This window comes from Alicyclobacillus macrosporangiidus CPP55, from assembly GCF_000702485.1.
Taxonomy (GTDB): Bacteria; Bacillota; Bacilli; order Alicyclobacillales; family Alicyclobacillaceae; genus Alicyclobacillus_H; species Alicyclobacillus_H macrosporangiidus_B.
On record NZ_JNIL01000001.1, the window covers coordinates 4025954 to 4049144 of the forward strand.

At 54.6% G+C, this 23191-nt stretch carries 23 protein-coding genes and 1 pseudogene; 20 read left to right on the forward strand and 4 right to left on the reverse strand.

What is annotated here, in order from left to right; genetic code table 11:
• Window positions 1-19: 19 nt before the first annotated feature.
• From N687_RS0120055 to N687_RS0120130, 16 genes are all read left to right on the forward strand, one after another.
• On the forward strand, window positions 20-1042 hold the full coding sequence (locus N687_RS0120055; protein ID WP_029423538.1) for a ParM/StbA family protein: 1023 nt from the start codon (window positions 20-22) through the stop codon (window positions 1040-1042).
• On the forward strand, window positions 1039-1653 hold the full coding sequence (locus tag N687_RS0120060) for an EAL domain-containing protein (RefSeq protein WP_231493548.1): 615 nt from the start codon (window positions 1039-1041) through the stop codon (window positions 1651-1653). The genes N687_RS0120055 and N687_RS0120060 overlap by 4 nt, the downstream gene beginning before the upstream one ends.
• On the forward strand, window positions 1650-2144 hold the full coding sequence (locus tag N687_RS0120065; RefSeq protein WP_029423540.1) for a hypothetical protein: 495 nt from the start codon (window positions 1650-1652) through the stop codon (window positions 2142-2144). Before N687_RS0120060 ends, N687_RS0120065 begins: the two co-directional genes overlap by 4 nt.
• Entirely contained in the window at window positions 2128-3306 is a 1179-nt protein-coding gene (locus N687_RS0120070; protein ID WP_051663499.1) for a ParA family protein, read from the forward strand. Before N687_RS0120065 ends, N687_RS0120070 begins: the two co-directional genes overlap by 17 nt.
• Window positions 3294-4028, forward strand: coding sequence for an SAF domain-containing protein (locus tag N687_RS0120075; protein ID WP_231493549.1), 735 nt, complete (start codon window positions 3294-3296; stop codon window positions 4026-4028). Before N687_RS0120070 ends, N687_RS0120075 begins: the two co-directional genes overlap by 13 nt.
• Window positions 4029-4118: 90 nt before the next feature.
• Entirely contained in the window at window positions 4119-5492 is a 1374-nt protein-coding gene (locus N687_RS0120080) for an ATPase, T2SS/T4P/T4SS family (RefSeq protein WP_029423543.1), read from the forward strand.
• 30 nt (window positions 5493-5522) lie between these two features.
• Window positions 5523-6404, forward strand: coding sequence for a type II secretion system F family protein (locus N687_RS0120085; protein ID WP_029423544.1), 882 nt, complete (start codon window positions 5523-5525; stop codon window positions 6402-6404).
• Window positions 6405-6442: 38 nt separating this feature from the next.
• Entirely contained in the window at window positions 6443-6841 is a 399-nt protein-coding gene (locus N687_RS0120090; protein ID WP_156040244.1) for a hypothetical protein, read from the forward strand.
• 127 nt (window positions 6842-6968) lie between these two features.
• Window positions 6969-7424, forward strand: coding sequence for a hypothetical protein (locus N687_RS24990; RefSeq protein WP_035462562.1), 456 nt, complete (start codon window positions 6969-6971; stop codon window positions 7422-7424).
• A 566-nt stretch (window positions 7425-7990) separates the two neighbouring features.
• Window positions 7991-8374, forward strand: coding sequence for a hypothetical protein (locus N687_RS24225; RefSeq protein ID WP_029423547.1), 384 nt, complete (start codon window positions 7991-7993; stop codon window positions 8372-8374).
• 78 nt (window positions 8375-8452) lie between these two features.
• Window positions 8453-10144 carry an amidoligase family protein gene (locus N687_RS0120105; protein ID WP_029423548.1) on the forward strand — a complete coding sequence of 564 codons (1692 nt, stop codon included), beginning with the start codon at window positions 8453-8455 and terminating at the stop codon, window positions 10142-10144.
• 116 nt (window positions 10145-10260) lie between these two features.
• Entirely contained in the window at window positions 10261-10743 is a 483-nt protein-coding gene (locus N687_RS22645; protein ID WP_051663501.1) for a gamma-glutamylcyclotransferase family protein, read from the forward strand.
• Window positions 10736-11566 carry a hypothetical protein gene (locus N687_RS0120115; protein WP_029423550.1) on the forward strand — a complete coding sequence of 277 codons (831 nt, stop codon included), beginning with the start codon at window positions 10736-10738 and terminating at the stop codon, window positions 11564-11566. Before N687_RS22645 ends, N687_RS0120115 begins: the two co-directional genes overlap by 8 nt.
• 13 nt (window positions 11567-11579) lie before the next feature.
• Entirely contained in the window at window positions 11580-11837 is a 258-nt protein-coding gene (locus N687_RS0120120; protein WP_029423551.1) for an AbrB/MazE/SpoVT family DNA-binding domain-containing protein, read from the forward strand.
• Window positions 11838-12318: 481 nt separating this feature from the next.
• A complete protein-coding gene (locus tag N687_RS24230) occupies window positions 12319-12480 on the forward strand; it encodes a hypothetical protein (RefSeq protein WP_156040245.1) in 162 nt (53 codons plus the stop codon).
• A gap of 113 nt (window positions 12481-12593) precedes the next feature.
• Window positions 12594-14174 carry a RiPP maturation radical SAM C-methyltransferase gene (locus tag N687_RS0120130; protein ID WP_051663502.1) on the forward strand — a complete coding sequence of 527 codons (1581 nt, stop codon included), beginning with the start codon at window positions 12594-12596 and terminating at the stop codon, window positions 14172-14174.
• 8 nt (window positions 14175-14182) lie between these two features.
• Here the strand turns inward: N687_RS0120130 and N687_RS0120135 are convergent, their stop codons facing one another.
• Window positions 14183-15064, reverse strand: a complete 882-nt coding sequence (locus N687_RS0120135) for an IS3 family transposase (RefSeq protein ID WP_029419944.1) — start codon at window positions 15062-15064, stop codon at window positions 14183-14185.
• Window positions 15049-15336, reverse strand: coding sequence for a transposase (locus N687_RS0120140; RefSeq protein WP_029419945.1), 288 nt, complete (start codon window positions 15334-15336; stop codon window positions 15049-15051). The genes N687_RS0120135 and N687_RS0120140 overlap by 16 nt, the downstream gene beginning before the upstream one ends.
• Window positions 15337-15853: 517 nt before the next feature.
• On the opposite strand from N687_RS0120140, the gene N687_RS0120145 reads away from it, so the two are divergent.
• The 4 genes and pseudogenes from N687_RS0120145 to N687_RS0120160 all read left to right on the forward strand — a co-directional run bounded on the left by N687_RS0120145 (window position 15854) and on the right by N687_RS0120160 (window position 21226).
• Window positions 15854-17128: a hypothetical protein gene (locus N687_RS0120145; RefSeq protein ID WP_029423553.1), complete on the forward strand. Its 1275-nt coding sequence runs from the start codon at window positions 15854-15856 to the stop codon at window positions 17126-17128.
• A gap of 101 nt (window positions 17129-17229) precedes the next feature.
• On the forward strand, window positions 17230-18345 hold the full coding sequence (locus N687_RS23570; protein ID WP_269320524.1) for a YcaO-like family protein: 1116 nt from the start codon (window positions 17230-17232) through the stop codon (window positions 18343-18345).
• Window positions 18346-18464: 119 nt separating this feature from the next.
• Window positions 18465-19939: pseudogene (locus N687_RS21685) on the forward strand (IS5 family transposase).
• A gap of 66 nt (window positions 19940-20005) precedes the next feature.
• The gene (locus N687_RS0120160) at window positions 20006-21226 is read left to right on the forward strand and encodes an MFS transporter (RefSeq protein WP_035462565.1); all 1221 of its coding nucleotides are present in this window, start codon (window positions 20006-20008) and stop codon (window positions 21224-21226) included.
• Between the two features lie 865 nt (window positions 21227-22091).
• Here the strand turns inward: N687_RS0120160 and N687_RS0120170 are convergent.
• Together N687_RS0120170 and N687_RS0120175 are read right to left on the reverse strand one after the other, a co-directional pair.
• The gene (locus tag N687_RS0120170; RefSeq protein WP_029423556.1) at window positions 22092-22646 is read right to left on the reverse strand and encodes a GNAT family N-acetyltransferase; all 555 of its coding nucleotides are present in this window, start codon (window positions 22644-22646) and stop codon (window positions 22092-22094) included.
• Window positions 22647-22914: 268 nt separating this feature from the next.
• A complete protein-coding gene (locus tag N687_RS0120175) occupies window positions 22915-23130 on the reverse strand; it encodes a helix-turn-helix transcriptional regulator (RefSeq protein WP_231493550.1) in 216 nt (71 codons plus the stop codon).
• Window positions 23131-23191 lie beyond the last annotated feature (61 nt).

Here is a 23191-nt window from a genome sequence, read left to right on the forward strand (position 1 = left end):
GTGTTGGAGGGGGATGCGGATGATTCTTGGTGTGGACCTGGGTTATGGATGGGTGAAGGCGACGGATGGAGAACGCCAGGTGCGGTTTCCAGCGCTGGTTGGGGAAGCGCACGAGTTGGTGATGCAAGAGATGTTTGGGTCGCGTTCCGCAGAGTATGATGTGACCCTGGAAACGCCGTCGGGCACCCGGCGCGTGTTCGTCGGGGAGTTGGCCCGGCGGGAGAGCGCGGACGCAGCGCTTAATTTGTCTACGCGCAAGTTTGAAGACGAGGACACGTCGGCGCTGTGGCTGACGACGCTGGCGCTTTTGGCCAAGGACGGCGAGCCGCTGGACGTGGTGACGGGGTTGCCGCTGGCGCACTACGAGACGCAGCGGCGTGCATTGCGGCAACGTCTGGAGGAGACCACCGGGCGGGTGACAGTGCAGGGGCGGACGGTGGACGTACAGGTGCGAAGCGTGCGAGTGATCCCGCAGGCGATGGGCGCGATGATCGCGAGCCTCCTCGATCCGGTTACCCTGGAGCTTCGCAATTCTGCCTGGACGGAGCATGGCGGGTACCTGCTGTTGGTCGACGTCGGGACGCGGACAACGGGTTTCGTCACCTTTGAGACGCAGCCCGAACTGGCGCTGGTGAACCGCCTGTCGGACTCGGTGGACGTGGGGGTGCATGACCTGCACGTGGCACTGGCCGGGGTGTTCCGGCAACGGACAGGCGAGACACCGACCTTGTCTGATCGAATCTACGACGAACTTCTTGCCCGAGGCGAGGTGGCGTATGGCGGGCATACCGTCTCTGTGGAGCCGGAGCGCACAAGGCACATGGAACGCCTCGGCGGTCTCATCGTCCGACGGATCGTTGAACGCATGGGAGCGGAGGCGATGCGGCGGGTGCAGACCGTGTTTGTTGCGGGAGGCGGGTATGCGATTGCACTCCCGGCGCTGCAAAACGCGTTCCCACGCGTGTACGTTGTTCCCAATCCCCAGATGGCCAACGCGCAAGGGTACTGGATCTACGGCGTCACAAAGTCGGGGAGGGGATGAGCGTGGCGCTTCGGCAACAGGTGATTGTCCGCCTCGCGGACGAGACGGTGTTCGGGCATGAACTTTTGCTTGCTCATCCCCGTGAGACGCTGGGGCTGCTGGCAGACGCGGGACTGTTGACGGGCCTTGACCGGTACATCCTCGACGTGGCGGCGCAGCGGGCGAAAAACAGTGATGAACTGGTGTTCGTGAACGTCACGTCGGAGTTGTTGACCGAGCGAAGGCTTCCGTTTCCGCCCGACGAGGATTTGACGGGACTGGTCCTGGAAATCACGGAACGAAGCCGCCTCGACGCCGAGGCGGCAGCAACGTATCTGGCCCCGTTCCGGGAGCGGGGCCTGAAGGTGGCTTTGGACGATTTCGGAGACGGGTTCAACGGGATCTCCCGGTGGAGCGTTCTACGACCAGACTTCGTGAAGGTGCGTCTGACGGATGGGGTGGAGGTGTTCTTACCGATGCTTGTTCAGGTCGCGGCAGAGTTATCCGCCGAGTTGGTGGTGGAGAAGGTGGAGACCGAAGAGCAGCACGTGTACCTGAAAAAACTCGGCGTACAGTACGGCCAGGGCTTCTACTATGGTCGCCCCGTCCCGATTGAGGGGGGCGCGGCATGAGAAAAGTCGGCTTTGCGGGGTTCGGGAAGAGCTTTCTGTCGTGGAACCTGGCTGGAACGGTGGAGGGAAGCGTGATTTACGCAGATCACCGGGCGCCGTACCGAGTGTGGAACCGGACCGTACCGGTGTATGAACGGTGGGCGGACGTTGAGACTGTGAATCCAACGCTGGTGTGCGTGGACCACGAGGAATCGGATGTCGTTCCGGACGTCGTGGTGTACGGCGTCACTCCGGATTTGGGCCGTATTGAGTTGGCGCTGCAGGCACAGCGGCAGAGTACTCGGACTGTTGTTCTGGTGCTCGTGGGATATGAGGAAACGGGGGTGCCCTGGCCTTTTCCGCCTGAGTTCCGCCCTGCAATCACCGTACCGTGGGACATGCGCCAGGCAACGTCGCCGCTTGTCGGTGCGCCGCTGACCCTGCGCGACCCCGTCTGGCGGCTCCGGTTTGAGAGGCTGTGGGAGGTGATCCGGAATGTGGACGCTGTTTGATAAGGACCCGGTGCGTGGTGAGCGATTGAGGCGGTACCTGGAGCGGCAGGGAATTACGGCGCAGCTTGTGGCGCGCGAGGAGGACATCTCTGCCGACGGTTGCGGTGCCACGGTGGCGGTGTTCATGGAGGGCTGGGACGAGGCGACGGTACGGCGTGTGAAGGACAGCTTTGGCGTAGCGGCGCTGCTTTGCACGCCTGATACTGTACCGTCTGAGCGGTACACCGAACTGTTGCGAGCCGGGTATGACGACGTCATCCCGTACCCGCCCTCTCCGGAGTATGTCCGGCGGTGGGAACGCGAGCCCGAGACCGACGGCAAGGTGACGCTCGAATCCCTCGTTGCGGGTCCCAAAAAGTCTTCCTACACTGACCTGCGCGACACGCGGCCGTTTGCCACCACGTCACTGACCCGCCAAGCCAAGGTCATCTGTGTGGCCGGGGTCAAAGGCGGCGTGGGCAAGACGACGCTGTCGGTGCTCATGGCAAACGCGCTGATGGCCAAAGGCCGTCGCGTGGTGCTCGTGGAATTGGACCCGAACGGCAACCTGGCGGGGTTGCTCAAGGTGGAGCGCGTGGTGACATCCGACCGATTTGAGACCCTGCCCGACACCCTGGCTGACCCGGAGTTGGAGCAGAACATGATGCGTACGGAAGGCGGCTGGTGGCTGATTCCCAAGGGAGAACGTCCGCTGGGACTGAGTCGGGACGGAGCTGGGCGGCTGATTCACCTGACCGGGCAGTACGCCGATTACGTTGTGCTCGACACGCACGCTTCGCGACTGGTCTCCACGCTTGTTGCTCTGCACGAGGCGGACGTAGTGATGGGAGTCACGACAACCGACCGCACCACGTGGACGGACCTGCGGCCGTTCCTGCAGGGGACGGACAAGCCCGCGTATCTGGTCATGAACCGGGTTCGGGAGCGGCCGCGGCGCGCAGAAGAGATTGCGAGGTTTTTGGAGCGCGAAACCGGGTACCGGGTACTGGGCGTCGTGCACGAGGACAAGACGTTGTACGAGCGCGTGCAGCAGGGCCTGACGCCAATGGGTTCGCGCAAGACGGGCGATGCGGTGCGGGCGCTGCTGCGCGCGGCAGGTGTGACGGATACGGCGTCGGACGCTCCGGAGAACTTCGAGAAGAAGGGACGGTGGAGACTGTGAAACGAAGCACGTTTCTCTTGATGGGTGTGGGGCTTGCCGTGGTAGCGGGAGGACTCTTTGCCTTTGGCTACAAAATGGCCACCGACACGGTGCCGGTGGTGACAGCAAAATCGTTCATCCCGGCGGATACGCCGGTGCAGGCTGGGGACTTGACGACGGCGCAAGTCCCCAAGTCGTTTGCGCGGCAAATGGGTGCACTGACCCGTGCCGGTGACGTGACAGGACACTACTTGTCGGTGTCCGTGGTGCCGGGCGAGCCGATTATGAAGGGGATGCTGGCTACCACCGACGATCTTCAGGCGCTGGCGTCCCAGTACGCGACGGAACACCACACGGACGGGGTGCTGGTGGACTATCCCGCGAACTCGGCACTGGCGAGCGCCGCGCAGCCGGGGCAGGACGTGGCGCTGGTGGTGACGCCGCAGGGCCAGAATGCCGTGCCGAAGCTGTACCCGGTGCATGTGCTCGCCGTGTCGGCGCCGCAGACACAGCAAAGCAGTCCCCTGAGTTTGAACAACAACAACTCGGGCAAGACACTGTTTCTGTTCGTGCCCAGCGACGAGTACGCGGCGATTGCGCCCGCGTTGACGGCGGGGCAGGCGCACGTGGTGTTCTTGTCGGCAGGGCAGACAGCAGCGACGAATCCCGTGGCAACGCAGACCAATCCAGCAACGGGTATCAATTCGACGGTTCCGCAGACCAATCCGGCAGCTTCCAAATAATCCTCCCGTGAGAGACGAGCCGCGCATCGTTGTGGTGCGCGGCTTTTGTTTTGCCGTGCAGTTCGCCTTCGAGTGAAAGGAGGCGTGGCCATGCACTTGGCAGAGATTGAAAAGGCTCAACGAGAGATGGAACAGGTGTTGCGGGGCGAGCCTGAACTGGAACGGCTCGCGCGGGAAGCCGAACCGCATTACCAGCGCCTGCTCGAAGAAATTCGTCGCCGCAACGAGTGGTGGCGGGAGCTTCCGCCAAGGAAGTCGGCGTATGCGTACCTGGGCCGGATCGCGGGCGAGATTGACGTGCCGCATGCCTATCGGGAGTACGTCATCACCACCGTGCTCAATGACATGTACTCCTATGGCAAGATCCAGCGGCTCATCGACGACCCGCTTGTGTCGGACATCCAAATTTACGGGGGATTTGCGACGTTCTATATCCGGGCGGGCAAGCGGTACGAATCGACGGAGGCCCGCATGTCGAATGAGGAGTTGTACGCCTTCGTTCAGAAGAAGTTGTCCGGGACCAATTACCACTTCGATTTGTCCAAGCCCTCTTGTGACGCGATTCTCCCGGACGGATACCGGATGCACGTGGTGGGAGGCCCCGCGGGGTGGACAGTACCGGACGAGGACGGGCGGCGTCTGGAGCATGACTGTCTCATCGTGACAATCCGCAAGCCGCTGCGGAACTTCACTCTTCAGGAGTTGTGGCAGCTGCGCACGTTTGATGAGACGATTCTCTGCTTCTTCGAGTGGATGCAGCGCCTGGCGCGGCCGTTTGTCATCGTGGGCGGCACAGGTTCATCGAAATCGACGCTCATGGCGGCGCTTTTGGGCAAGGTTCCGCCTGACCGAGTCTCCGGGATTATCGAGGAGATGCCCGAGCTTCAGCCTCTATGCGAACGGGCGGCGCGACTCTATGAACGTCCGGCGAACGCGGAGGGCAACGGCGCGGTACGGATGGCGGAGCAGGTGGTCAACACGCTTCGGATGCAGTTTGACAACGTGTACGTCGGTGAGGTGCGCACGTCCCCGGTGGCGTGGGAGTTCTTGCAGGCGGCCTCGACCGTCACTTACCAGACCGGCACGACCTTGCATGTGCGCGGGATGCCGGACACCGCGGCGGCGATTCGCAGACTTGCGGCGCTCATCTCCAGCCACGAAAGTAGGCCGGGGGCGTCCATGATCGGGGATCTCATTACGATGGGCGTCAAACACATCATCGGGATGATGTCGGTGCCGGAGAAAGGCGGCAAGCGGGTGGTGGAAATCAGCGAGCTTCTGCCCTACGAGCCGCGGGAGCGCCGGATTCCCTACGTGGTGATTGCGAAGTGGGACCCGGCCACGGACACCTGGCGTTTCAACGGAATCACAAACGGCATGCTCGATGAGGCAAGCATTTTGGGTTACACCATTTCGAGTCTGCCCGTTCAGGAGCACCCGGATGTCCGGTACGTGTATCTGTGACGGCGAAGACAACGAGAGGAGCAAACCGGCATGATTGCGCAATTGATCGGGCTTTTGGCGGGGTTGGCGCTGCTGTGTCTGTTCATCGAGAGCGACCTGCGCCGGGCACACCGTGAGTCGCTGTGGCTCGCGTCGTTGCGCGAGCGGTACCATCCGGTCAAGACTCGTCTTCCTGCGCTTGACCGGCTTGCGTATGAGATGAAGGAGGGCGGGGTGAAGACAACCCCGCTCATTCTCGTTTCCGCGGCCGGGTTCGTTGTGGCATCGGTGCTGTTGTCGCTGGCGGAGGAATCAGTCCTATTCGGCGTGTTGGTGAGTCTCGCCGGGACCATCGGCGGGGCGGTGGGGTGGATTCGCTACCGGTATCGGAGGCGTAAGCGGGCGTTCTTTGACGCGCTCTTGCGTGAGGCGATGCCGATAGCCATCACAACCCTTCGGGCCACGAACCGCCTGGAGGCGGCGTTTGAGGACGTGGCGTCCATCGCGCGGGACAAGCGGGTCAAGTCCGAGTTCGAGGCCCTGGCCAAGACGTGGCGCGGACTGCACGTCACGCCGGAGCAGGCGCTGGGGCTGGCGGCGGCCCGCTGGGAGATCGACGAGATGGTGCAGCTTGCGAGGGCGACGGAGGAAGCGGTCAAGTACCACGCGAACCTGGCTGAGTTGTGGTTGAAGTACCGGGAGCAGATCGAGCGGGACGAGGACAAGCGGAGAAAGCTCCGGGCCAAGACGTTGGCCGGGCGTCGCAACGGACTCATTTACTCGGGGATCGTGGTGGCGATGTTTGGCTTGGCGTATCCGCGTGCACACCCGTACATGACCCCGATTGCAAACACGGGATTCTGGGTGGTGCTGCTCATTCTTCTGGCCTGCACGTGGGCGATCTGGAGGGCCGGGGAAGTGATCGAGGTTTGATTGCAGCAAGTGAATGGGTTAACCCAGGACCGAGAACGATGCGTCTTACCCGGCACTACACCGTGACCATTCACGACGGGGTGGCAGTGCTGCATCATGCGCCGCACCCCTTATGGCCTTGGTACTGGATGGACGCAGAACGGTACTTCAGAGAACGTGAGAAGGCATACCGGAGGTTGGCGGAAAGCGGACGACCGGACATTCGTGAGGTACGCGGTTACAGCCTGTGGATCGATTACGCGCGGGACGGGTTTGAGCAGCACACGGAACCGGTGCGGTTTTGGCGCGACCAGATGGGTCTGATTTCGGTTTGGCTGTTCAACGTGTACAACTGGCGGGCGAGCCGGGCGGGGAAGCTCGCGAGGTTGTTGGCGAAGGACGAGGTGAATGTTGGGACGATGGATTGGGCCACGTTCGTCCGAAAGTATGGAGCATAGGTTTCGGATAACATGGAAATTATGGAACAGGGCATAAGCCGCCTTCATCCTAAAGCCCGTTGACTTACCCCGAGCGGTGGTATGCCCTGCCCTGCATCCCTCCTTCGAGTGAAGGAGGGGTTTTTCCATGTCTGAAGCACCGCAGACATTACCAGATGAAATCAGATTTAACCCAGAGACCGTGTTTGACACGGTTTGGTCTTGGATAAACGAACGCAATTACGTGTACGATTCGTGGACTGTGGTGTGCCGGGTCGTATATCACCGTTTCCAAAAGGAACCATATAAAGAGTTTGTTGTGGAACTGATGCCTGATGACGGGCCAGGACATTCCGAGCGCTTTCGCATGATTGTAACTCGGCGCAGGCTGGAGAATCCGCCGCATTCAAGACGCATGGATGAAATGGAAATGCTGGCCTATGCATGGATGGTATGCCTGTATGTGCAGGAAGCAGCGGCGCAACGCCCGTATCATCAGCCGCGCGTGGAGTTAATCTGTCGAGTCAATCCTCTTTCGGAGGTCAAGGCGGAGGTATGTCTTGCCCCTTTCGGAATCTCGGATGAATTCAAATTCGTATTTTGAGTAGTATGACACCTGGCGTTGATGTTGTTCATCATCGTTCCAGCGCTGCTCACCTTCAACGAAGTCGACGCCTTGCATTTGCGCATATCGAAGGATGCCGCGCATAAGGCCGAAACCTTTGCTAATGTGGCTGGCTGGCACGTCAATGATTACGATGTATAGTCTCCCTTTGCACCGATCTTCTTTGTTATAACGAAGGTCGGCACGTATCCATGACGGATTGTAATCGAACCGTGGTGAACAAAACTCAATATAAACATAATTCCCGGAAGGTCTCGCCTTTACGTAGAACGGAATGCCTTCTTTATCGAATCCGACATGCAAGACAGAGTTTCTAGGCTGGTCGATGTGTTGCAGAAACAATTCCCAATCCGGAGAACCCGGTGAAAGGGCAACTCTGTCGGGCGAGACGATAAGTGGATTGTTAGGCGTGTCACCGGCGCCAGTAGCCGTGAGTGTTCGATTTCGACGAAAGAGTCTACGCATCATAAGAACTGATTTTGCGTTTGGTTCAGTGTTTCCTGCTATCAAATAACGACTGGGGTGAATCCTTGATGAGGTTAATATTGGAACAATACGAATTTGACGTTGGCAACCTGTTTCAAAATCTAGATATGTGGCTTCAGCGTCATCATAAGGCAATGGACTGCGAAGTGGTGCCACAATGGGAGCGTTCATCCATCGGTGTGGAGTGCAAAGTAGAACTTCGTACCAGATCCTCGTGTGAGATCATCTGTATCGCAAGCCTGAGCGGCCGTGGCCGAGGAAATTTTGATTTCCCGTATCTTCGTCCCAAAAGGCATGGCGCCGAAACCCTCGCATATGCGTTGATTGTTGCAGCCTACCTGGAAGAGAAGGGACTTCGCGTACGGCTTAGGCCCACAGTAGATGCTCTTGCGAAGTTGCAATCGTTCATCCTCCTGCCAGAGAGTCAGATCGCGATGGACTGAGGTTTTCGAGAATGTATGGAGGATATCGGTTAGGTTCGGTGCCCTGCACCCCTCCTTCCAGCGAAGGAGGGATTTTTTATGCCCGTGTCTTGCGCAGTCTGTGCCAAGCATCTCACTAATCCGGTCTCTGTCCAGCGCGGCACTGGGCCGGTGTGCGCCCGGCACGTCAACGAGTTCATCGCCCTTATCTCCACCGAGCGCGCTCAAAACGCGCGTGAGTCTTGGGCGCAGACCAGGCGGCGTGTGACGGTCAATGGCCAAGAGGTCGAGCACACCGTGATGCTAGGTGTGGGTGAAATGGCCATTGCCAACGCCAAGGCGCGGTATCTGGCGCGCATCCGTCGCGTAAGAGAGGTGCCTGTAAGCGCAGGTTTGGTGCCGTCCGAATACTCCGCGACCCGTCATCGAAACGAAGACATCCTGTTCGAGCGGTTTGGCAGCGGCGCAGCGCTAGTTCACTCCGGCTCAGAACGCGATTACGTCATCACCACAGACCGGACGGGCACTCATGCCGAGCATTGCTCCTGCCCCGATCACTGGTTTCGTTCCCGTCCCTGTCGGCACATGCAGGCATATGAGCTGCTGGCTGCCCGCCAGCGTGAAGACGCACTGTCGTCCGCTGAACAGCGCACCGCGGAATCGGAACTTCGTAGTGATAACCGCATCACGTCTGTGCCAACCATAATCGGTTCGGTTGTGGACCGCGAAGCCGCGTGGGAGAACGAGCGCGACCGGAATCTGTACGTTTGGCAGGAGCGTCATACCCACGATGGGGTGTTCGTCAGCGAGAGCGACGAGGCGTGGACTGCCCTGCGCGATGCCGTCGCCCGTGATGGCGGCCTAGGAGACTACGAAACAGAAGATGTGCTCGACGGCGTGAATACCACGTTCGGAATTGAACTCGAAGTGGAGGGTGTGCGTGGCGATGATGTTGCGTTCGCCCTGCACCGGGCAGGGTTGTCCGACCGATTGGCGATGGGAAGCTACACGACCAGATTTACGCCTGGGACCTGGGGAGTCCGAAGCGACGCCAGCCTGGTAGGAGGCTGCGAAATCGTGTCCCCCGTGCTCCGGGATACGCCGGAGACGTGGCAGGCGATAGCGGAGGTCACGAGGATCTTGCAGGAACAGGGTGCACGGACGAGTCAGCGCACAGGATTCCATATCCACATGGCTCACGACATTCTCGACGACCGGGGTTACCGTTGGCAACGGCTCGGCCGGTACATGGTGGGTTATTCCCGCGAGTATCTTCAGATGGGGGCGACGAGAAGCCGTCTGACGCGGCCTGAAATGCCCAATCAGCATCGCGGTACACACTATACTCAACCTCTTCGGAAGACCCATGTGGTGAAGCTCCGGAAAAGCGATACCGCACTGGAGGCGTCCAGGAAGATCATCGGCTACATCGATCACAACTCACGCTACAAGATGGTCAATACCGCGAAGTTCGTGGAGCATGGCGTTCCGACGGTGGAGTTCCGGTATCCGAACGGCACGGTCGATCCGGTCGTGATCCAGCGCCAGGTGCAGCTTGCCAACGCCACCTTGATGCAATCCGCATACCTGCGCAAGGACAAGCCCGGCGCCGACCGCCTGCCGCGACTCTTCAGCAGCGACCGAGGTGTCGAACTGGAGCAACTGCATGCGCAGAGCCCAGAGTCCCGGTTCCGGTTGTATCTGGACACGTTCGGCAGCGACCGTCTGCGCAGGATTGCAGCGGGGTTGTGGGTTCGCGGGGCCGTACCCGCATTTCTTCTGAATGTATGAGATTCGTTGACAGGATTGGAAGGACAGAGTATACTTCCTCAAAAGGTATTTAGAGGAAGCAAAAATCAACTTTGGAAGGCGAGGAGATGAGAAACGGAGGTGGAAAGGGACGTCCAATGCGGTACTTTGCGTACGGAAGCTGCATGAACTGGAACGATTTCGCGAGGACGTGTCCAACGGCGAGGCTCTTGTCTGAGCGCGCGGAGCTTCGCGGATACAGACTCGTGTTCAACGGCCGGTCGATGGCGCGCGGCGGCGGGGTAGCGAACATCCAGCGTGCGCAAGGGCACGTGGTGCACGGAGTGCTGTGGGACGTCCAAGACCCGCGCGAGATCGTGGCGCTCGACAGGCGGGAGGGAGTCCCGTACGTATACCGTCGAAGACGGGCAAAAGTGTACGTGAGAGAGACGCCGATGTGGGTGTGGACGTATGAGTTGGTCAACCCGCTGCCGGTCGAAGTGCCTCCGTCGGAGGAGTACGCCGGACTGATTGTGGATTCAATCCAGGACTCTGTGTACCGGAAACGGGTGTTGGCGCATGTGCGTTCGTTGTGGGAAGGCGGAGAAGGAAACAGGGAAAGGGTGATGATGCATGGCTGAACCGGTGTACGAGATCACGGAGCGGGTGTACGACGGTACGTTTGATACGCTCTGGCGGCCGAAGTTCTTCACACCGCTGGAGGAAGGAAAGGCGACGAAGGAGTTCATCGTGAAATACCTCGACCGCGAGGCGGCTGAGACACACTGTCTCGCCGGGATTCTGACGTACGTGATGGACTACCCGTACTTCGATACGGACGATGAAATCACGAAGACCTTGATGCGCTTGGAGATTGTCAAGCCCCTGCACCATGCGCTGACCATGCAAGGCGTCCGGTCACGGATTGTATACGGCTCGGTGACGCTGCTTGACAACACCCAGGCCCCGCCGTATGCCGACCCGGAGGAAGCGGCGGAGTACGAGGATATGGAGTGGAGCGACGAAGAGCCGGTCGAATGGAACCTGTTCAACGACCGAACTCTCATCCAGTCGCTGATTCGCAACGAGGCACTGACCGTCATGGAGCGCGCTGACGTGTTCGTGCTTCGCGGAGATGCGGCGTTGCGCAAGGCGAAACAGGGCCACTGCGGGAGCTGCCGGTATCTCGTGCGCGACCGTGAGGACGACCCGGACGGGGGCCTTTGCACGGCGTACTACCAGCGGACAGCGGACGACGCGCCGATTGGGGCGTGCTGCACGGATTTCTACCCACGGCTGAAGCGGGAGAAATCGCCCGCGGACCGGTATGTGCTGATTGAGTCGGACATGATCTACATCCCGCCGTACACTGCGCAGGCGCTGTTTGAGGTGGACGGCACAGAAACCGAGTGGTTGAAGGAACTGCGGAAGGAAATCACAAAACGCGGTGTGGAGACAGATTGAGGAGGAATGCCGGATGAAGTCGACGGGCGTGGTACGTAGATTAGATCAGCTGGGCCGTGTTGTGTTACCTATTGAATTGCGGAGAACGCTCAACATCCAAGAGAAGGACGGTTTGGAGATATTCACCGAAGGGGACCGCATCATCCTGCGGAAGTACGAACCGGGGTGCATTTTCTACAATGAGGCGGAAGACGTCCGGGAGTTTCGTGGGAAGATGGTGTGTGAGAAGTGCCGGGAGGAGTTGATGGCGACGGTTCATGTGGCAGTGTAGTGACGACGTAGCCCGCCGAGTGGCGGGCTGTTGTTACGGTCGACTACGGATGAAAGAACGATACAGACATAGCTGAGCTTCCGTAGTGGAATGATGGCATGCTACTCAGCCTCTGATGCAGGTTGGCTGATGGAGGCATAATTCCGGTCGTCTACGACCGGTCGGCGATTTGAAAGGCGTATCCAGGTTATGGTCATGTTTGGGAACCGGAGAAATCGAGAGAAAATTAATGAAATACACAAGAAATCAACATAATACTGTCAAATTCGAGACAGATTTGACAGTTATGCTCTTTGCATTCTCGTGTAATGGAACTTATGTTCTGTTTAGAGACACGTGCAGCAGTTTTGTAGATTTAGTGTCGTACTCACGGGAGAATAACAAGGCTTCCTTGAGATAGGGAATAATCCTTCTGCATCAACAGTTCTATTAATATGGCATCTTTGCTTTAGCTCAACCTCCAATGAAAGGAGGTGAGATCATGGGAAGCGCTCGGACCGAAATCGTTCAAGCAATTACGTTTGACCTTGATGCTCCGCAGGAGGTTTCAAAGAAGTTGGATGCTGCTGAGCAGGCCGTGAAGCAATGGCTTCAGTCGTGCTCAAAGGAAGAAGTGCAAAAACTCATGGAACTGAACAAGTAACTGCGTCAAGGCGAGCCGGATACCTGGGTGCGGGTACCAGCTCGCCTTGGTCCAGCTAAATGCCGACTTCGGACCTCATGGTGCAGCTAGTGTAAGCTAAAGGAAGTGTTTTCATGTTACACAGTAGAAAACATAACGATGTGGTGTTGGTAAGCATGCCGATGGGTCCAATTTGGACACCATCCATTGCGTTAGGTCTTCTCAGTTCGTGCCTAAAGGAACAAGGTATCATTCCAACAACCAAGTATTTCAATCTTAAGTTCGCAGGTCTGATAGGTGTAGAATTTTACACAAAACTTACTAAACATTCTACAGTGGATTTGGTTGGAGACTGGCTCTTTAGCAGCGGGCTTTCAGTGGAAGAGCCCACACACGTTGCGCAATACGTGGATGACATACTGCGAGGAAAAGTGCTTTCTCCATTAGAAGCTCATTTTACAAACAAACCTTATCCTGAAGAATACATCACCGACATTTTGGAACTGAGGAAACAGATTCCTGACTTTTTGACGCAGTGTTTACAAGAGATTATCGATATCGAACCGAAGATTATTGGATTTACTAGCGTCTTTGAGCAGCATGTGGCTTCCCTTGTACTGGCAAAGATGATTAAGGCCGAACTTTCGGACTGTCTCATTGTGTTTGGTGGAGCGAATTGCGAAGGAGAAATGGGGCAGGAACTCATCAGGCAGTTCCCGTTTGTGGATGTTGTTGTTTCTGGGGAAGGGGAAATTGTGTTCCCTCATTTAGTGAAACAATTTCTGTCTGAGGGTACACTGTCTGTGTATAACAATATGTACGTACAGTCGAAGCCCGGGTTGGTTAACACTGCATTGAAAGAACCACCACGGGTGGGTTTAGATAAGCTTCCATTCTGCGACTATGACGACTTTTTTGACCAGGTGAAAGAATATAATGTGGATCCGGCGGTAGTTACCTCGATACCATTTGAAACTTCTCGCGGATGTTGGTGGGGAGAAAAACATCACTGTACGTTTTGTGGGTTAAATGGGCTTACGATGTCTTTTCGCAGTAAGGCGGCTGAGCGAGCCCTTCAGGAATTAACATATCTTGTTGAACGATATCCGGATCTTTCAATTTCTGTAGTTGATAATATTCTTGATTACAGGTATTTCGATACATTCTTGCCCGCCCTGGCATCACGACAACTGAATGTTAACCTATTCTATGAAGTAAAGGCTAACCTCAAAAAGGAACAATTGCTTCTGTTGAGGGAGGCCGGTGTGCGGGATATCCAGCCCGGCATCGAAAGTTTAAGCTCTCACGTTCTAAAATTGATGAGAAAGGGTGTCACAGGCATTCAGAATGTCCAACTACTGAAGTGGTGCAAAGAACTAGGCATTAGCGTCGGATGGAATATTCTCTGGGGATTCCCCGGAGAAACAGCTGAAGACTATTCGGAATTTGCGCAAGCGATGCCGCTATTGTTTCATCTTGATCCCCCAGCAGTAGCAACCCACATTAGATTAGATCGGTTCAGTCCGTACTTTAATGAAGCGGACAAAATAGGGTTTGTACAACTGCATCCGTATCGCGCTTCGCAATTGATATATCATGGTTTAGACGAGCAGGCCATTTACAATCTGTCGTATTATTTTCGTATTGAACCCGACTTTGTCAAGACAGATGGGATGGCTTTTAAGAGAGAAATGAGAGACTTGCAATTCAGATAAAAACCGTCTCACGCTGCGTTTTGTTGCATTTTCCAATTTCTGAATTCCAACGGCGAGCGATAACCTAGTGCGGAATGTGGTCGGTCCGTGTTGTAAAAGTGAATGTACGACTCAATCGCCGCTTTCGCCTCGGCAAAGCTGCTGTATTCCTGCAGCCAGACCTCCTCCTCCTTCAGCGACCGGAAGAATCGCTCGATGTATCCGTCAGCATCAGGGTTGTTGTACCCCGTCCGCTCGTGGTTGATTTGGCAGGCCTTCATCGCTTCGATGAACCGTCGACTCGTCATCTGGCAGCCATTGTCCGTTCGTAATGTCAAACCGGCACCTTGAACGCCATTCGGGAAGCGATAGTTCAGCGCCATATCCACAGCCTTCAGCAGGTCCTCCGTACGGCAGAACCGGGAAAACGAGTACCCCACAATCTCCCGGTCATAAGCGTCAATCACGGCAAACAGATATCCCCATCCGTCTTTCCCACACCACACCTTCGTCATGTCGCACTGGAAATGCTCGTTGGACCTGGTGACCGGTATCTTCCCTCGCCGTTTCGCTCGTGAAGCGCCCTTCCTCGGAGATTTCACCAGCAGCCCCATTTCCTTCATCAGCCGATACACCCGCTTATGGTTCACCCGCAGGTTGTATCGGCGACGCAGCATGACTTGGATTCGCCGGTATCCGTACGTGGGGAATTCTTCGCACAGTTTCCGAATCCACTGTTTGACCAGAGCGTCCTTGTCCACAGGAGGCCGGTTCGGCTTTGGCACAGGCGGCTTCAGCAAGCTGTAACAGTACGTCCGGTTCAGCCCTAACGCTTTTGCAATCACTGGGACCGGAAACCCTTCTTTGGCGAGCTGACAGACCAAAGAACGGCTATTTACTTCCGGCCCCAATTCGATTTTTTTCGCAACACATCCACCTGCATCGTAAGTTCACCGATCTTAGCCCGAGCCTCCTGCAACTCCTTCTCCAGCTCCTGCTCCCTCGTAGAGGGTCCGGACTGAAGTCCAGCCCGTCCACCAGCCAGGAACGCTTCACGCCACCTGTAATACAGACTCTGGGCCACGCCATGCCGCCGACATACCTCGCTGATGTTCGCACCGGGCATCATGCCCTCGAGCACGACGTTCATCTTTTCGTCCACTGTCCACTTACGTCCCGGCATCACAAACACCTCTGCTTCATCTTAACCCATCCCTTCTGTCTGGGTTGACTCTGGGGCAAGTATATTTTCAGTTTGAACATCCTGCCCTTGTTGATACAGCAACTTATACTAGACCTGTGGCGAACCAATTCAAGCGATGGCGTCGTCTGCACAGGGCCAGTGCTCTTTTTTACGTTGACAAAGAACCTTATCTAATGATCTGGGATTTTAGACCGGATTTTAGTACTGCACCGTTAACTGTTTTGGATGGTCTTGAACGTTTGGTATACCTAGCTTGTGATGGAATTCAATCTCCCTCCACCTTAGTTTCCATTTTGGATAACAAATACGAATTGAGTGAAATCCAAAATACACTTAAACGATTGGTTCAACAAGGACTGGTTTATCAGGAGAAGGACTTATACGTAAGTCTGGCTGTACGATATGGTGATTACGTACCCCCCTCCAATGTCCTTAGAAGAATCGATCTGTATCTTCGTCGATCCGGATTGAAGATAAGTTGATGGAGGTGTCGGCAATGCCAAATAAGATTGAATTATTTGCGGACTGGTCTGGCTTTTTGGCGGATTTTTGGGAAAAGAAGCCGGCCGTACTGAAGGGATGGCTGAAGGAACCAATTGTTTCGCCGGACGATTTGTTCGAGGCAATGATATGTGCTGCCCATGATTGGTTAGATACAGGGAATCGCACGTTCAGCATGTGGATAAACAATCAACTCGTAAACGAGTATTCAAAATTTTTGCCTTCCGAATCGGACAAGACGTTAGCGTCCTACTTAGATCGCATTACTGGAATACCGGTGAGCAGAGAATTTACCTATGCACAGAACAACATGCAGGTCCATTCCGAGAAAATTTGGTATCGAGCTCGAAGTTTTATACACGGGCTTATTTCGAGGATCGGCATTCCCACCGATGAAGTTGATGTTGACACTTTTATAGGTAGGTACACTTTTACACCACGGGGAATCCATACCGACCAAGCTAGCACGTTCATGCATGTAATTGAGGGCACTAAGAGAATGCTCGTATGGCCGCCCGACTTTTTTAATGACAAGAATGTGAAGATAGTGGGGACCCATTTAAGAAAGACGATTGTGGACTTTGATTATCGAGATGTTGCGAACGAGGCGACTGTCCTTGAAGGTAATACGGGGGACATACTTTATTGGCCATCGAGCTACTGGCATATCAGTACTTCTGATAATCCACAAAACACTACGGCGATACTAAATGTTGGAGTATTCTTTGGGGAAAAGCAGAAGTCTTTACTATTTGATGTTACGAACCAAGTGTTAAACAGGGTTCTACGAGATTTCCATCTAACCAAGGTGTATCCTTTGACTCACGCATACGAAACACCCGAATCTGAACTAAAATCCTTAACTATTTTTCGAGGAATAATGAATAGTCAATATATTGAACAAATATTTAAAGAAGAATTTCTAAAACGCTGCTCAAACTATGGGTTTAGAAAGCATCCAAGGATGCGTCCTATTGACGATATCAGTAGCGATCAATGTATTACGAAGGAAGAACTTAGTATTGTGCTTTGGGATTTGAATGGCAAGGAGGTAACAATATTTGCTAATGGATATTCATTCGTTGTTGAGGAGCCGCAATTGATACCGATACTGGAGTATCTGAATGGAGGAGGCACAACTACTGTGTCGTCACTTGCCCGCATGTTTTCGCTGGATGAATCACTCGTTAAGCAGTTGTTAAGACAACTTTACGCTGCACGAGCTATCGAATTTGTAGGCACGTTTGCTTCGTTGTCGAATCGGGGGTGAATTATGGTATGAAAACGATAGAACGTCAGATAACTCCGTCTGTAGCTATAGAAATAGCTTCAAGCGAGACGAGTATGTTAGGACTTAACGCTCAGATTCAGATGTTTGGAGATACTATCAGAACCTACAGGTGTTTTCTGTACAACGATGATGGGGAACTTCTAAGTGTGGGTAACGGCAAGGGATTAGGAGACCAGTCATTGGCGAGCGCAATGTTCGAATCAATTGAGCACTTGTTCTGTACTTATCCACCAGATACTGACATCTTATACGTTCCAATTCATATAGTTTGCTCTCAGGATCTACTAGCTAGCGAGGTCGTTTTCGAGATACTGCTACAAAAATACCCAGATTCTATTATTCCATGTCGTCGATATCAGAGTGTATTCGGTAGCGAGCAAATTGCTTACCCTGTGTTTCTTGCGACACCATCATATGTTAATCAGCCCTTCCTGGAGGATTCATTTGACTACGCCATTGTTTCCAAATATGCAACCAATAACGGAACCGCGATTGGTGTAAATCGCACGGAAGCATTGATTCATAGCATTTCTGAGTTAATTGAACGCGATGCGTTGTCGTGTTTCCTTCTGAGCACTTTTGTGTCTCGACAACCATTACCTGTAAGGTTGATTGATAAAGCTACGCTTCCGCCGAACTTACTACAACTGATAGATCAAGCAGAATCCGTGATGGGCATTGAGATTACATTGATAGATATTTGTACGGACTTTCAAGTGCCTGCGATACTGGCCGTAGCAGCTAGTGACGTTGTTCCAGTACCGTACGTTGGCTCGGGTGCATCACTATCAAAAAGCTATGCTTGCGAAAGGGCAATACTGGAAACCATACAGATGTTCCATCTATATAGTGATGGCATGATTGAAGAGGATATTCGGGTGCTTAACCTGTTCGATCAGTTGCCAAGATATCAGGCTTGTGTCCGTTTGGATTTTGCCGACGTTGCTAAGGAGTCCGTTTCTTATGAGAACCTTCCGACGTATAATGTCCAAGATTACAGTTTGCATGAATATCTTTCTATTTTGGTACAAAGAATTCATATTAAAGGTTATAAAGCGTACTACGTTCCTTACTTTACTTCGGACTTAGGTACAACATGCCTTCACAGCGTGATACCTGGTCTAGAAAGATTCCATCTTGTACGAAGTGGCGTACCAGCTTTGCCATCACGACGGGGAAGGAAATTGCTTACTTAGGGTCTGCTGAACAGTTGAAAAGCCCAGTGGCAACAAGGATTATTAGCCTTTCGTGACGAAATCTCATGCACGGATTTTCGCTGAAATCCGTCAAAATCCTTGCACCTGAGGGACTGCCAGTGTATCGACCGACCCAACGACAGATGCTGCTTCCAGATGAGTTCTTCCTGCCCTTTGGTGGGAAGTTGAACAAGGAAAACCGCTGGGTGAAGCTCGCTCAGATGATTCCGTGGTGGAAAGTCGAAGAGCACTACGGCGAGCGCTTCAAGTCCTGGACGAAGGGACAACAAGCGTACTCTGTCCGTGTAGCACTTGGTGCACTCATCATTCAGGAACGTCTGGGTCTGAGCGACCGCGAAACGGTCCGCCAGATCACGGAGAACCCGTATCTGCAATACTTCATCGGGCTGCCGCGTTTCCAGGAGGAGCCACCGTTTCATCCGTCGTTGATGACGCATTTTCGGAAGCGGCTGGGTCCGGACGTGTTGAGTCAGGTCAATGAATGGATCGTGATGGAGCAGGCCGAACGCGATAATGATTCGGATGACCGAGATGATGCCGGTCCAGGGCAACCGGGTGTGAATACCTCTTCCCAGCCCAGGACAAAGACGCAGACAACCGCAAACCAAGGTAAGCTCCTGCTGGATGCCACATGCGCGCCGGCGGACATCTCCTACCCGACCGACCTGTCCCTTCTGAACGAGGCTCGTGAGAAATTGGAGAAGATGATTGACGTTCTGCATGCGGTACGTGAGCGTGGTAAGCGCAAACCGCGCACCTATCGGGAGAAGGCGCGCAGAGCGTACCTGGCAGTGGCAAAGCAGCGTCGCGTGAGCCCGCGTGCATTGCGCAAGGCAATTGGAAAGCAGCTGCGGTGGTCGCACGGGACCTGCGCATCATCGGTAAATTGAAGGAGGAAGTTGGGCTGGGCGCTCTGAGCGCTCGGCAGTACCGTCAGCTGTTGGTCATCCAGGAACTGTATCGTCAACAGGAAGAGATGTACCGCAGGAAGACCCGACGCATCGAGGACCGAATCGTCAGCATTTCGCAACCTCATGTGCGTCCCATTGTTCGTGGCAAGGTACGCGCCAACGTGGAGTTTGGTGCGAAGGTGGCAATCAGTGTGGTGAACGGGTACGCAAGGCTGGAGCGGTTGGACTGGGACAGCTTTCACGAAGGCAATACCCTGCAGGCGGCAGTGGAGGCCTACCGGGAGCGGTATGGCCATTATCCGGAAGCCGTGCTGGCCGACAGGGCCTACCGGAGTCGGGAAAATCTGCGTTACTGCAAAGAGCGTGGCATTCGCCTGAGTGGACCTCCGCTGTGTCGGCCCTCGAAGACGGCGCGGGCAGAACAGGCACGGATTGAGAGACAGGATGCAGCGGAACGAAACGAAATCGAAGGGAAGTTCGGCGAAGGCAAGCGTTTGTACGGTCTGGGTCTGATTCGGGCGCGTCTACGAGCCACGAGCGAGACGGTTATCGCGCTGCAACTGCTGGTGATGAACTTGGAGCGGCGACTCCGCCTTCTTCTGTACCTTGTATTTGCGCGGCTCGAGCGCTGTCCGATTTCAATTGCTCTGGCGAACTCGTGAACCGTTCAGCAGACCCTACTTAGTCAGGGGCGCGCTCGTCGCATTCCAACAACTGGGGAGATAACAATGTCACATGAATATTGGAAGCTATGGTGGAGTCAACTCGTCAATCAGTTTGGGAATGGATTTTACATTATGGCAGTATCCTGGATTGTTTACCAATTAAAGGGGTCGTCCTTAGTCCTCGGGGATCTTTTTTTTATATATACAATTGCACTTGCTGTAGCGAGAGTGCTATTCAGCCCGCTTGCCGACAAGTTTGACAGGAAAAAATTGATGATCTGGTTAGATCTCAGCCGTTCGATAATTATTTCTTTACCAGCGGCCCTGGTTTATCTTCGGTGTTTTTCAGTTTGGGAACTTTATATAATTTTCGTTGTCGTTGGAATTCTCGGTACTCCATATGTCTCATCGCGTGGTGCGCTAATTAGAGAACTTGTAAACTCTGATTCCATGAACAAGGCAAATGCATGGATGCAGGGTGCCACTGAAAGCATGTACTTGATCGGGCCCACGGTGGCTGGTATCTTTATTGCTCGGTTTGGTGGGGCAATCGCCCTCCTAATGGATGGATTGACATTCTTATTTTCATCTATTTTAATAAGTTTTATTTGCTTGCATCGGCCGGTTTCGGCGACCCAACCCAAGATGAGAGAATCTTATTGGAGTGCACTGATTACGGGACTTAATGTACTGATGAAAGACCGAATTCTATTGAATCTGACTATATTTAGTACAGCAGTTATAATTGCTGACACTCCATTCATGGTACTGGTGGTTCCATACGTAACGCACGTGGTACATGGAGACGCTGGGGTTGTTGGATTACTGCAGGGGGCATTGTCTGGAGGTGTTTTAGTAGTTTCAATAATAATCGGCAAATTCGGGGGGTTCCGTCGGAAAGTGTGGACTTGGGGAAGCGTTCCTCTCTTTTGTGCGGCCACCATATGTATGGCGTTCGCACCGAACATGTTTTGGGCTATCCTATTACAGATCGTCGCAGGCATTTCTACAGGGCTCTTTGATATTCGCTCAATAACAATGTTTCAATCGTTGGTTCGTAACGAATTGCTGGGCCGTACGCTGATGATTAATAATGCTTTAAGTTCTCTCGCGTCTGCACTTTGCGCGATGCTTGCCGGCATTATAGCTGCAAAGATAGGGGTTGCTCTGACTTTTCTTGTATTTGGACTCATTGGTGGAAGCATCAGTGCGGTCGTATTGGTAAAATTCCATCGTATAGCAGGCTCCGCTCAAATGAAGGAGCGTCTTTCTGCGGACGACTAAGGCCATACAATGACATGTTCGTATTCACGAGGGTTGACCAGATGAACATCAGGCCACCTCTGATTACGTGTAACGTAAGCGTCAAACCGCGCACAGCGCGCCTAGCAAAGCTAGGCACAACTAGCCGGTGCAAGTCCGGCTGAGGTAGGGGCCAGACCGCCTCGTAGCTAGCAGGCACCTGGTGGTGAGAGCCTAAGGGTGAAGCCCTGTGAAAAGCCCAAAGCGGGTGAAGCAAAACTGCAGGCCGTAACATAAAGTGAATCCTGCCGCATCGTTATTTGAATCCCGAAAGGGACAAGAGGGAGCCGAGCCACGGTGCTGATGGTGAAGGCCACGGAACGCGTGAAGAATCTGGACGAGCAGCGCGGAAGAACCCTCCGGTGTATGGGGAACGGCATGCAGTGACAGTTGTGCCTGGAACTAGGGAGGCCCTACCCCACACGGCGAGTGCCGTAAAGGGTGAATCTATAAGCGCCGGGATAAGCACCAGACGTGAAAATCCAAATGAAAATCCAAAACAAAGCACGCGATAGTACGCGGTGTAATGATGAGTCCACCAAACCCTGTCGCGACGCGGGTTTTCTGGACTCATTGGGACGCTTGAACACTATCTCGGATGAGCTTCGTCGTTTTCCTAAACCGCATCTTGCGCAGGTTCGAGTTCCTCCGGGTGCACCAAAAAAGCCAGTGGTGGCGCGGGTTGTCAGCCCGCGCCATTTCGCGTATGTGGCGCCGGACTCGGACGCTGCAAATCTTTTGCTAATCTTCGCGCCCCGAAATGAGTCTTGACCCTGGTTTCCGGCTCTGATCGAACAGCGGATCGATAGCCTTGGCGGCCGCCGCCTGGAACCCGGGAACGACGGGGTCACTTGACGAACTTGCACATTACCAACACGTCAACGTAGGCATCAGGCCCCAGCTTGACATGGCGCCTTCGCCGGCCTTCTTCTTGGAATCCCAGGCTATGATACAGGTGGATGGCCGGCTCATTCGTGGTGAAGACTTCGAGGCACGCCTTCTCTAACCAGGGATTCGCCTCTGCCCAGCGCAGTAGCGTTTCCACCAGTTTGCGCCCGATACCTTGGCCGTGCCACGCCTTTTGCACGCTCACACCGAGGGAGCCGTGATGCGACAGACGCACACGGGACTCTCTGCGAAAGCTGAGTATCCCAATCACCTGAGGCCCGGCGCAGGCAAGCAGGAGGAGGCTGCCGGGATCGTCCAGATGATGCTGGATCCAGACTCGCTCCTCGTCCACGGTCAAGGTCACCTCTTCCGGGGTGGTCACGAGAAAGTCCGTCTCTGCTGTGACCTGTTTCGTATGCTCCAGTACCTGCGAGGCATCGGCGGGTTCTGCGGTGCGCAAGGTCAAAGCCGTGCCATTTGGCAGCGTTACAAATTGCGGGCTTACAAATCCCATGTCTCACCCTCCTGCAGTATTCCGTTGTCCGCCACGTGCAGATCCAGCATATCACAGGGTGCTGGCTTTGGTTCTCAGTCCGTCTTCGCCCTGGACGTACTGCCCACTACGTGGATCGCAATCCGGTGTCATCTGTTGTCTCCGCTCTAATCCTCTTCATAATTTCCGGCTTTGGATCCCAACAGTTGAATTTGTAATACGGCTTCGTATCGTATTCCAATCGAGAGCAATAGATCCTGAACTGTCCATGTGCCCGTGTTCTTTCTCCTTATCCTTCATCTGATTCGCCCTCCTCAAGTGGCCACAGATCATCCACGCTTACCCCCAGCGCCCGTGCGATTTTCTGTGCATTTCTCAGGGTCGGCGTTGCCCCGTTGACGATCCGGCTGACCGTCGTGGACGGAAGCCCTGTCTGTTCCGCCAGCCACTCCTGCTTCAGCCCCCTCATGACCAGCACCAGCTTGAGCCGCGTGGGTTTCGGCACCTTAAATCACCCGAAATCTTTTTACACAGACGGTACTTTTTCACGTCCATGTGAATATGAT

What these genes read in the sequence shown, in the direction of transcription:
- N687_RS0120090 (WP_156040244.1), top strand. Translation starts at nt 6,443, where the DNA reads ATGCGTCTTACCCGGCACTACACCGTGACCATTCACGACGGGGTGGCA.
- N687_RS0120065 (WP_029423540.1), top strand. Translation starts at nt 1,650, where the DNA reads ATGAGAAAAGTCGGCTTTGCGGGGTTCGGGAAGAGCTTTCTGTCGTGG.
- N687_RS0120080 (WP_029423543.1), top strand. Translation starts at nt 4,119, where the DNA reads ATGCACTTGGCAGAGATTGAAAAGGCTCAACGAGAGATGGAACAGGTG.
- N687_RS0120140 (WP_029419945.1), bottom strand. Translation starts at nt 15,336, where the DNA reads ATGCCGGGACGTAAGTGGACAGTGGACGAAAAGATGAACGTCGTGCTC.
- N687_RS0120130 (WP_051663502.1), top strand. Translation starts at nt 12,594, where the DNA reads ATGTTACACAGTAGAAAACATAACGATGTGGTGTTGGTAAGCATGCCG.
- N687_RS23570 (WP_269320524.1), top strand. Translation starts at nt 17,230, where the DNA reads ATGTTTGGAGATACTATCAGAACCTACAGGTGTTTTCTGTACAACGAT.
- N687_RS0120070 (WP_051663499.1), top strand. Translation starts at nt 2,128, where the DNA reads ATGTGGACGCTGTTTGATAAGGACCCGGTGCGTGGTGAGCGATTGAGG.
- N687_RS0120115 (WP_029423550.1), top strand. Translation starts at nt 10,736, where the DNA reads ATGGCTGAACCGGTGTACGAGATCACGGAGCGGGTGTACGACGGTACG.
- N687_RS0120145 (WP_029423553.1), top strand. Translation starts at nt 15,854, where the DNA reads ATGCCAAATAAGATTGAATTATTTGCGGACTGGTCTGGCTTTTTGGCG.
- N687_RS24230 (WP_156040245.1), top strand. Translation starts at nt 12,319, where the DNA reads ATGGGAAGCGCTCGGACCGAAATCGTTCAAGCAATTACGTTTGACCTT.
- N687_RS0120055 (WP_029423538.1), top strand. Translation starts at nt 20, where the DNA reads ATGATTCTTGGTGTGGACCTGGGTTATGGATGGGTGAAGGCGACGGAT.
- N687_RS0120085 (WP_029423544.1), top strand. Translation starts at nt 5,523, where the DNA reads ATGATTGCGCAATTGATCGGGCTTTTGGCGGGGTTGGCGCTGCTGTGT.
- N687_RS22645 (WP_051663501.1), top strand. Translation starts at nt 10,261, where the DNA reads ATGCGGTACTTTGCGTACGGAAGCTGCATGAACTGGAACGATTTCGCG.
- N687_RS0120060 (WP_231493548.1), top strand. Translation starts at nt 1,039, where the DNA reads ATGAGCGTGGCGCTTCGGCAACAGGTGATTGTCCGCCTCGCGGACGAG.
- N687_RS0120170 (WP_029423556.1), bottom strand. Translation starts at nt 22,646, where the DNA reads ATGGGATTTGTAAGCCCGCAATTTGTAACGCTGCCAAATGGCACGGCT.
- N687_RS0120105 (WP_029423548.1), top strand. Translation starts at nt 8,453, where the DNA reads ATGCCCGTGTCTTGCGCAGTCTGTGCCAAGCATCTCACTAATCCGGTC.
- N687_RS0120120 (WP_029423551.1), top strand. Translation starts at nt 11,580, where the DNA reads ATGAAGTCGACGGGCGTGGTACGTAGATTAGATCAGCTGGGCCGTGTT.
- N687_RS0120160 (WP_035462565.1), top strand. Translation starts at nt 20,006, where the DNA reads ATGTCACATGAATATTGGAAGCTATGGTGGAGTCAACTCGTCAATCAG.
- N687_RS24990 (WP_035462562.1), top strand. Translation starts at nt 6,969, where the DNA reads ATGTCTGAAGCACCGCAGACATTACCAGATGAAATCAGATTTAACCCA.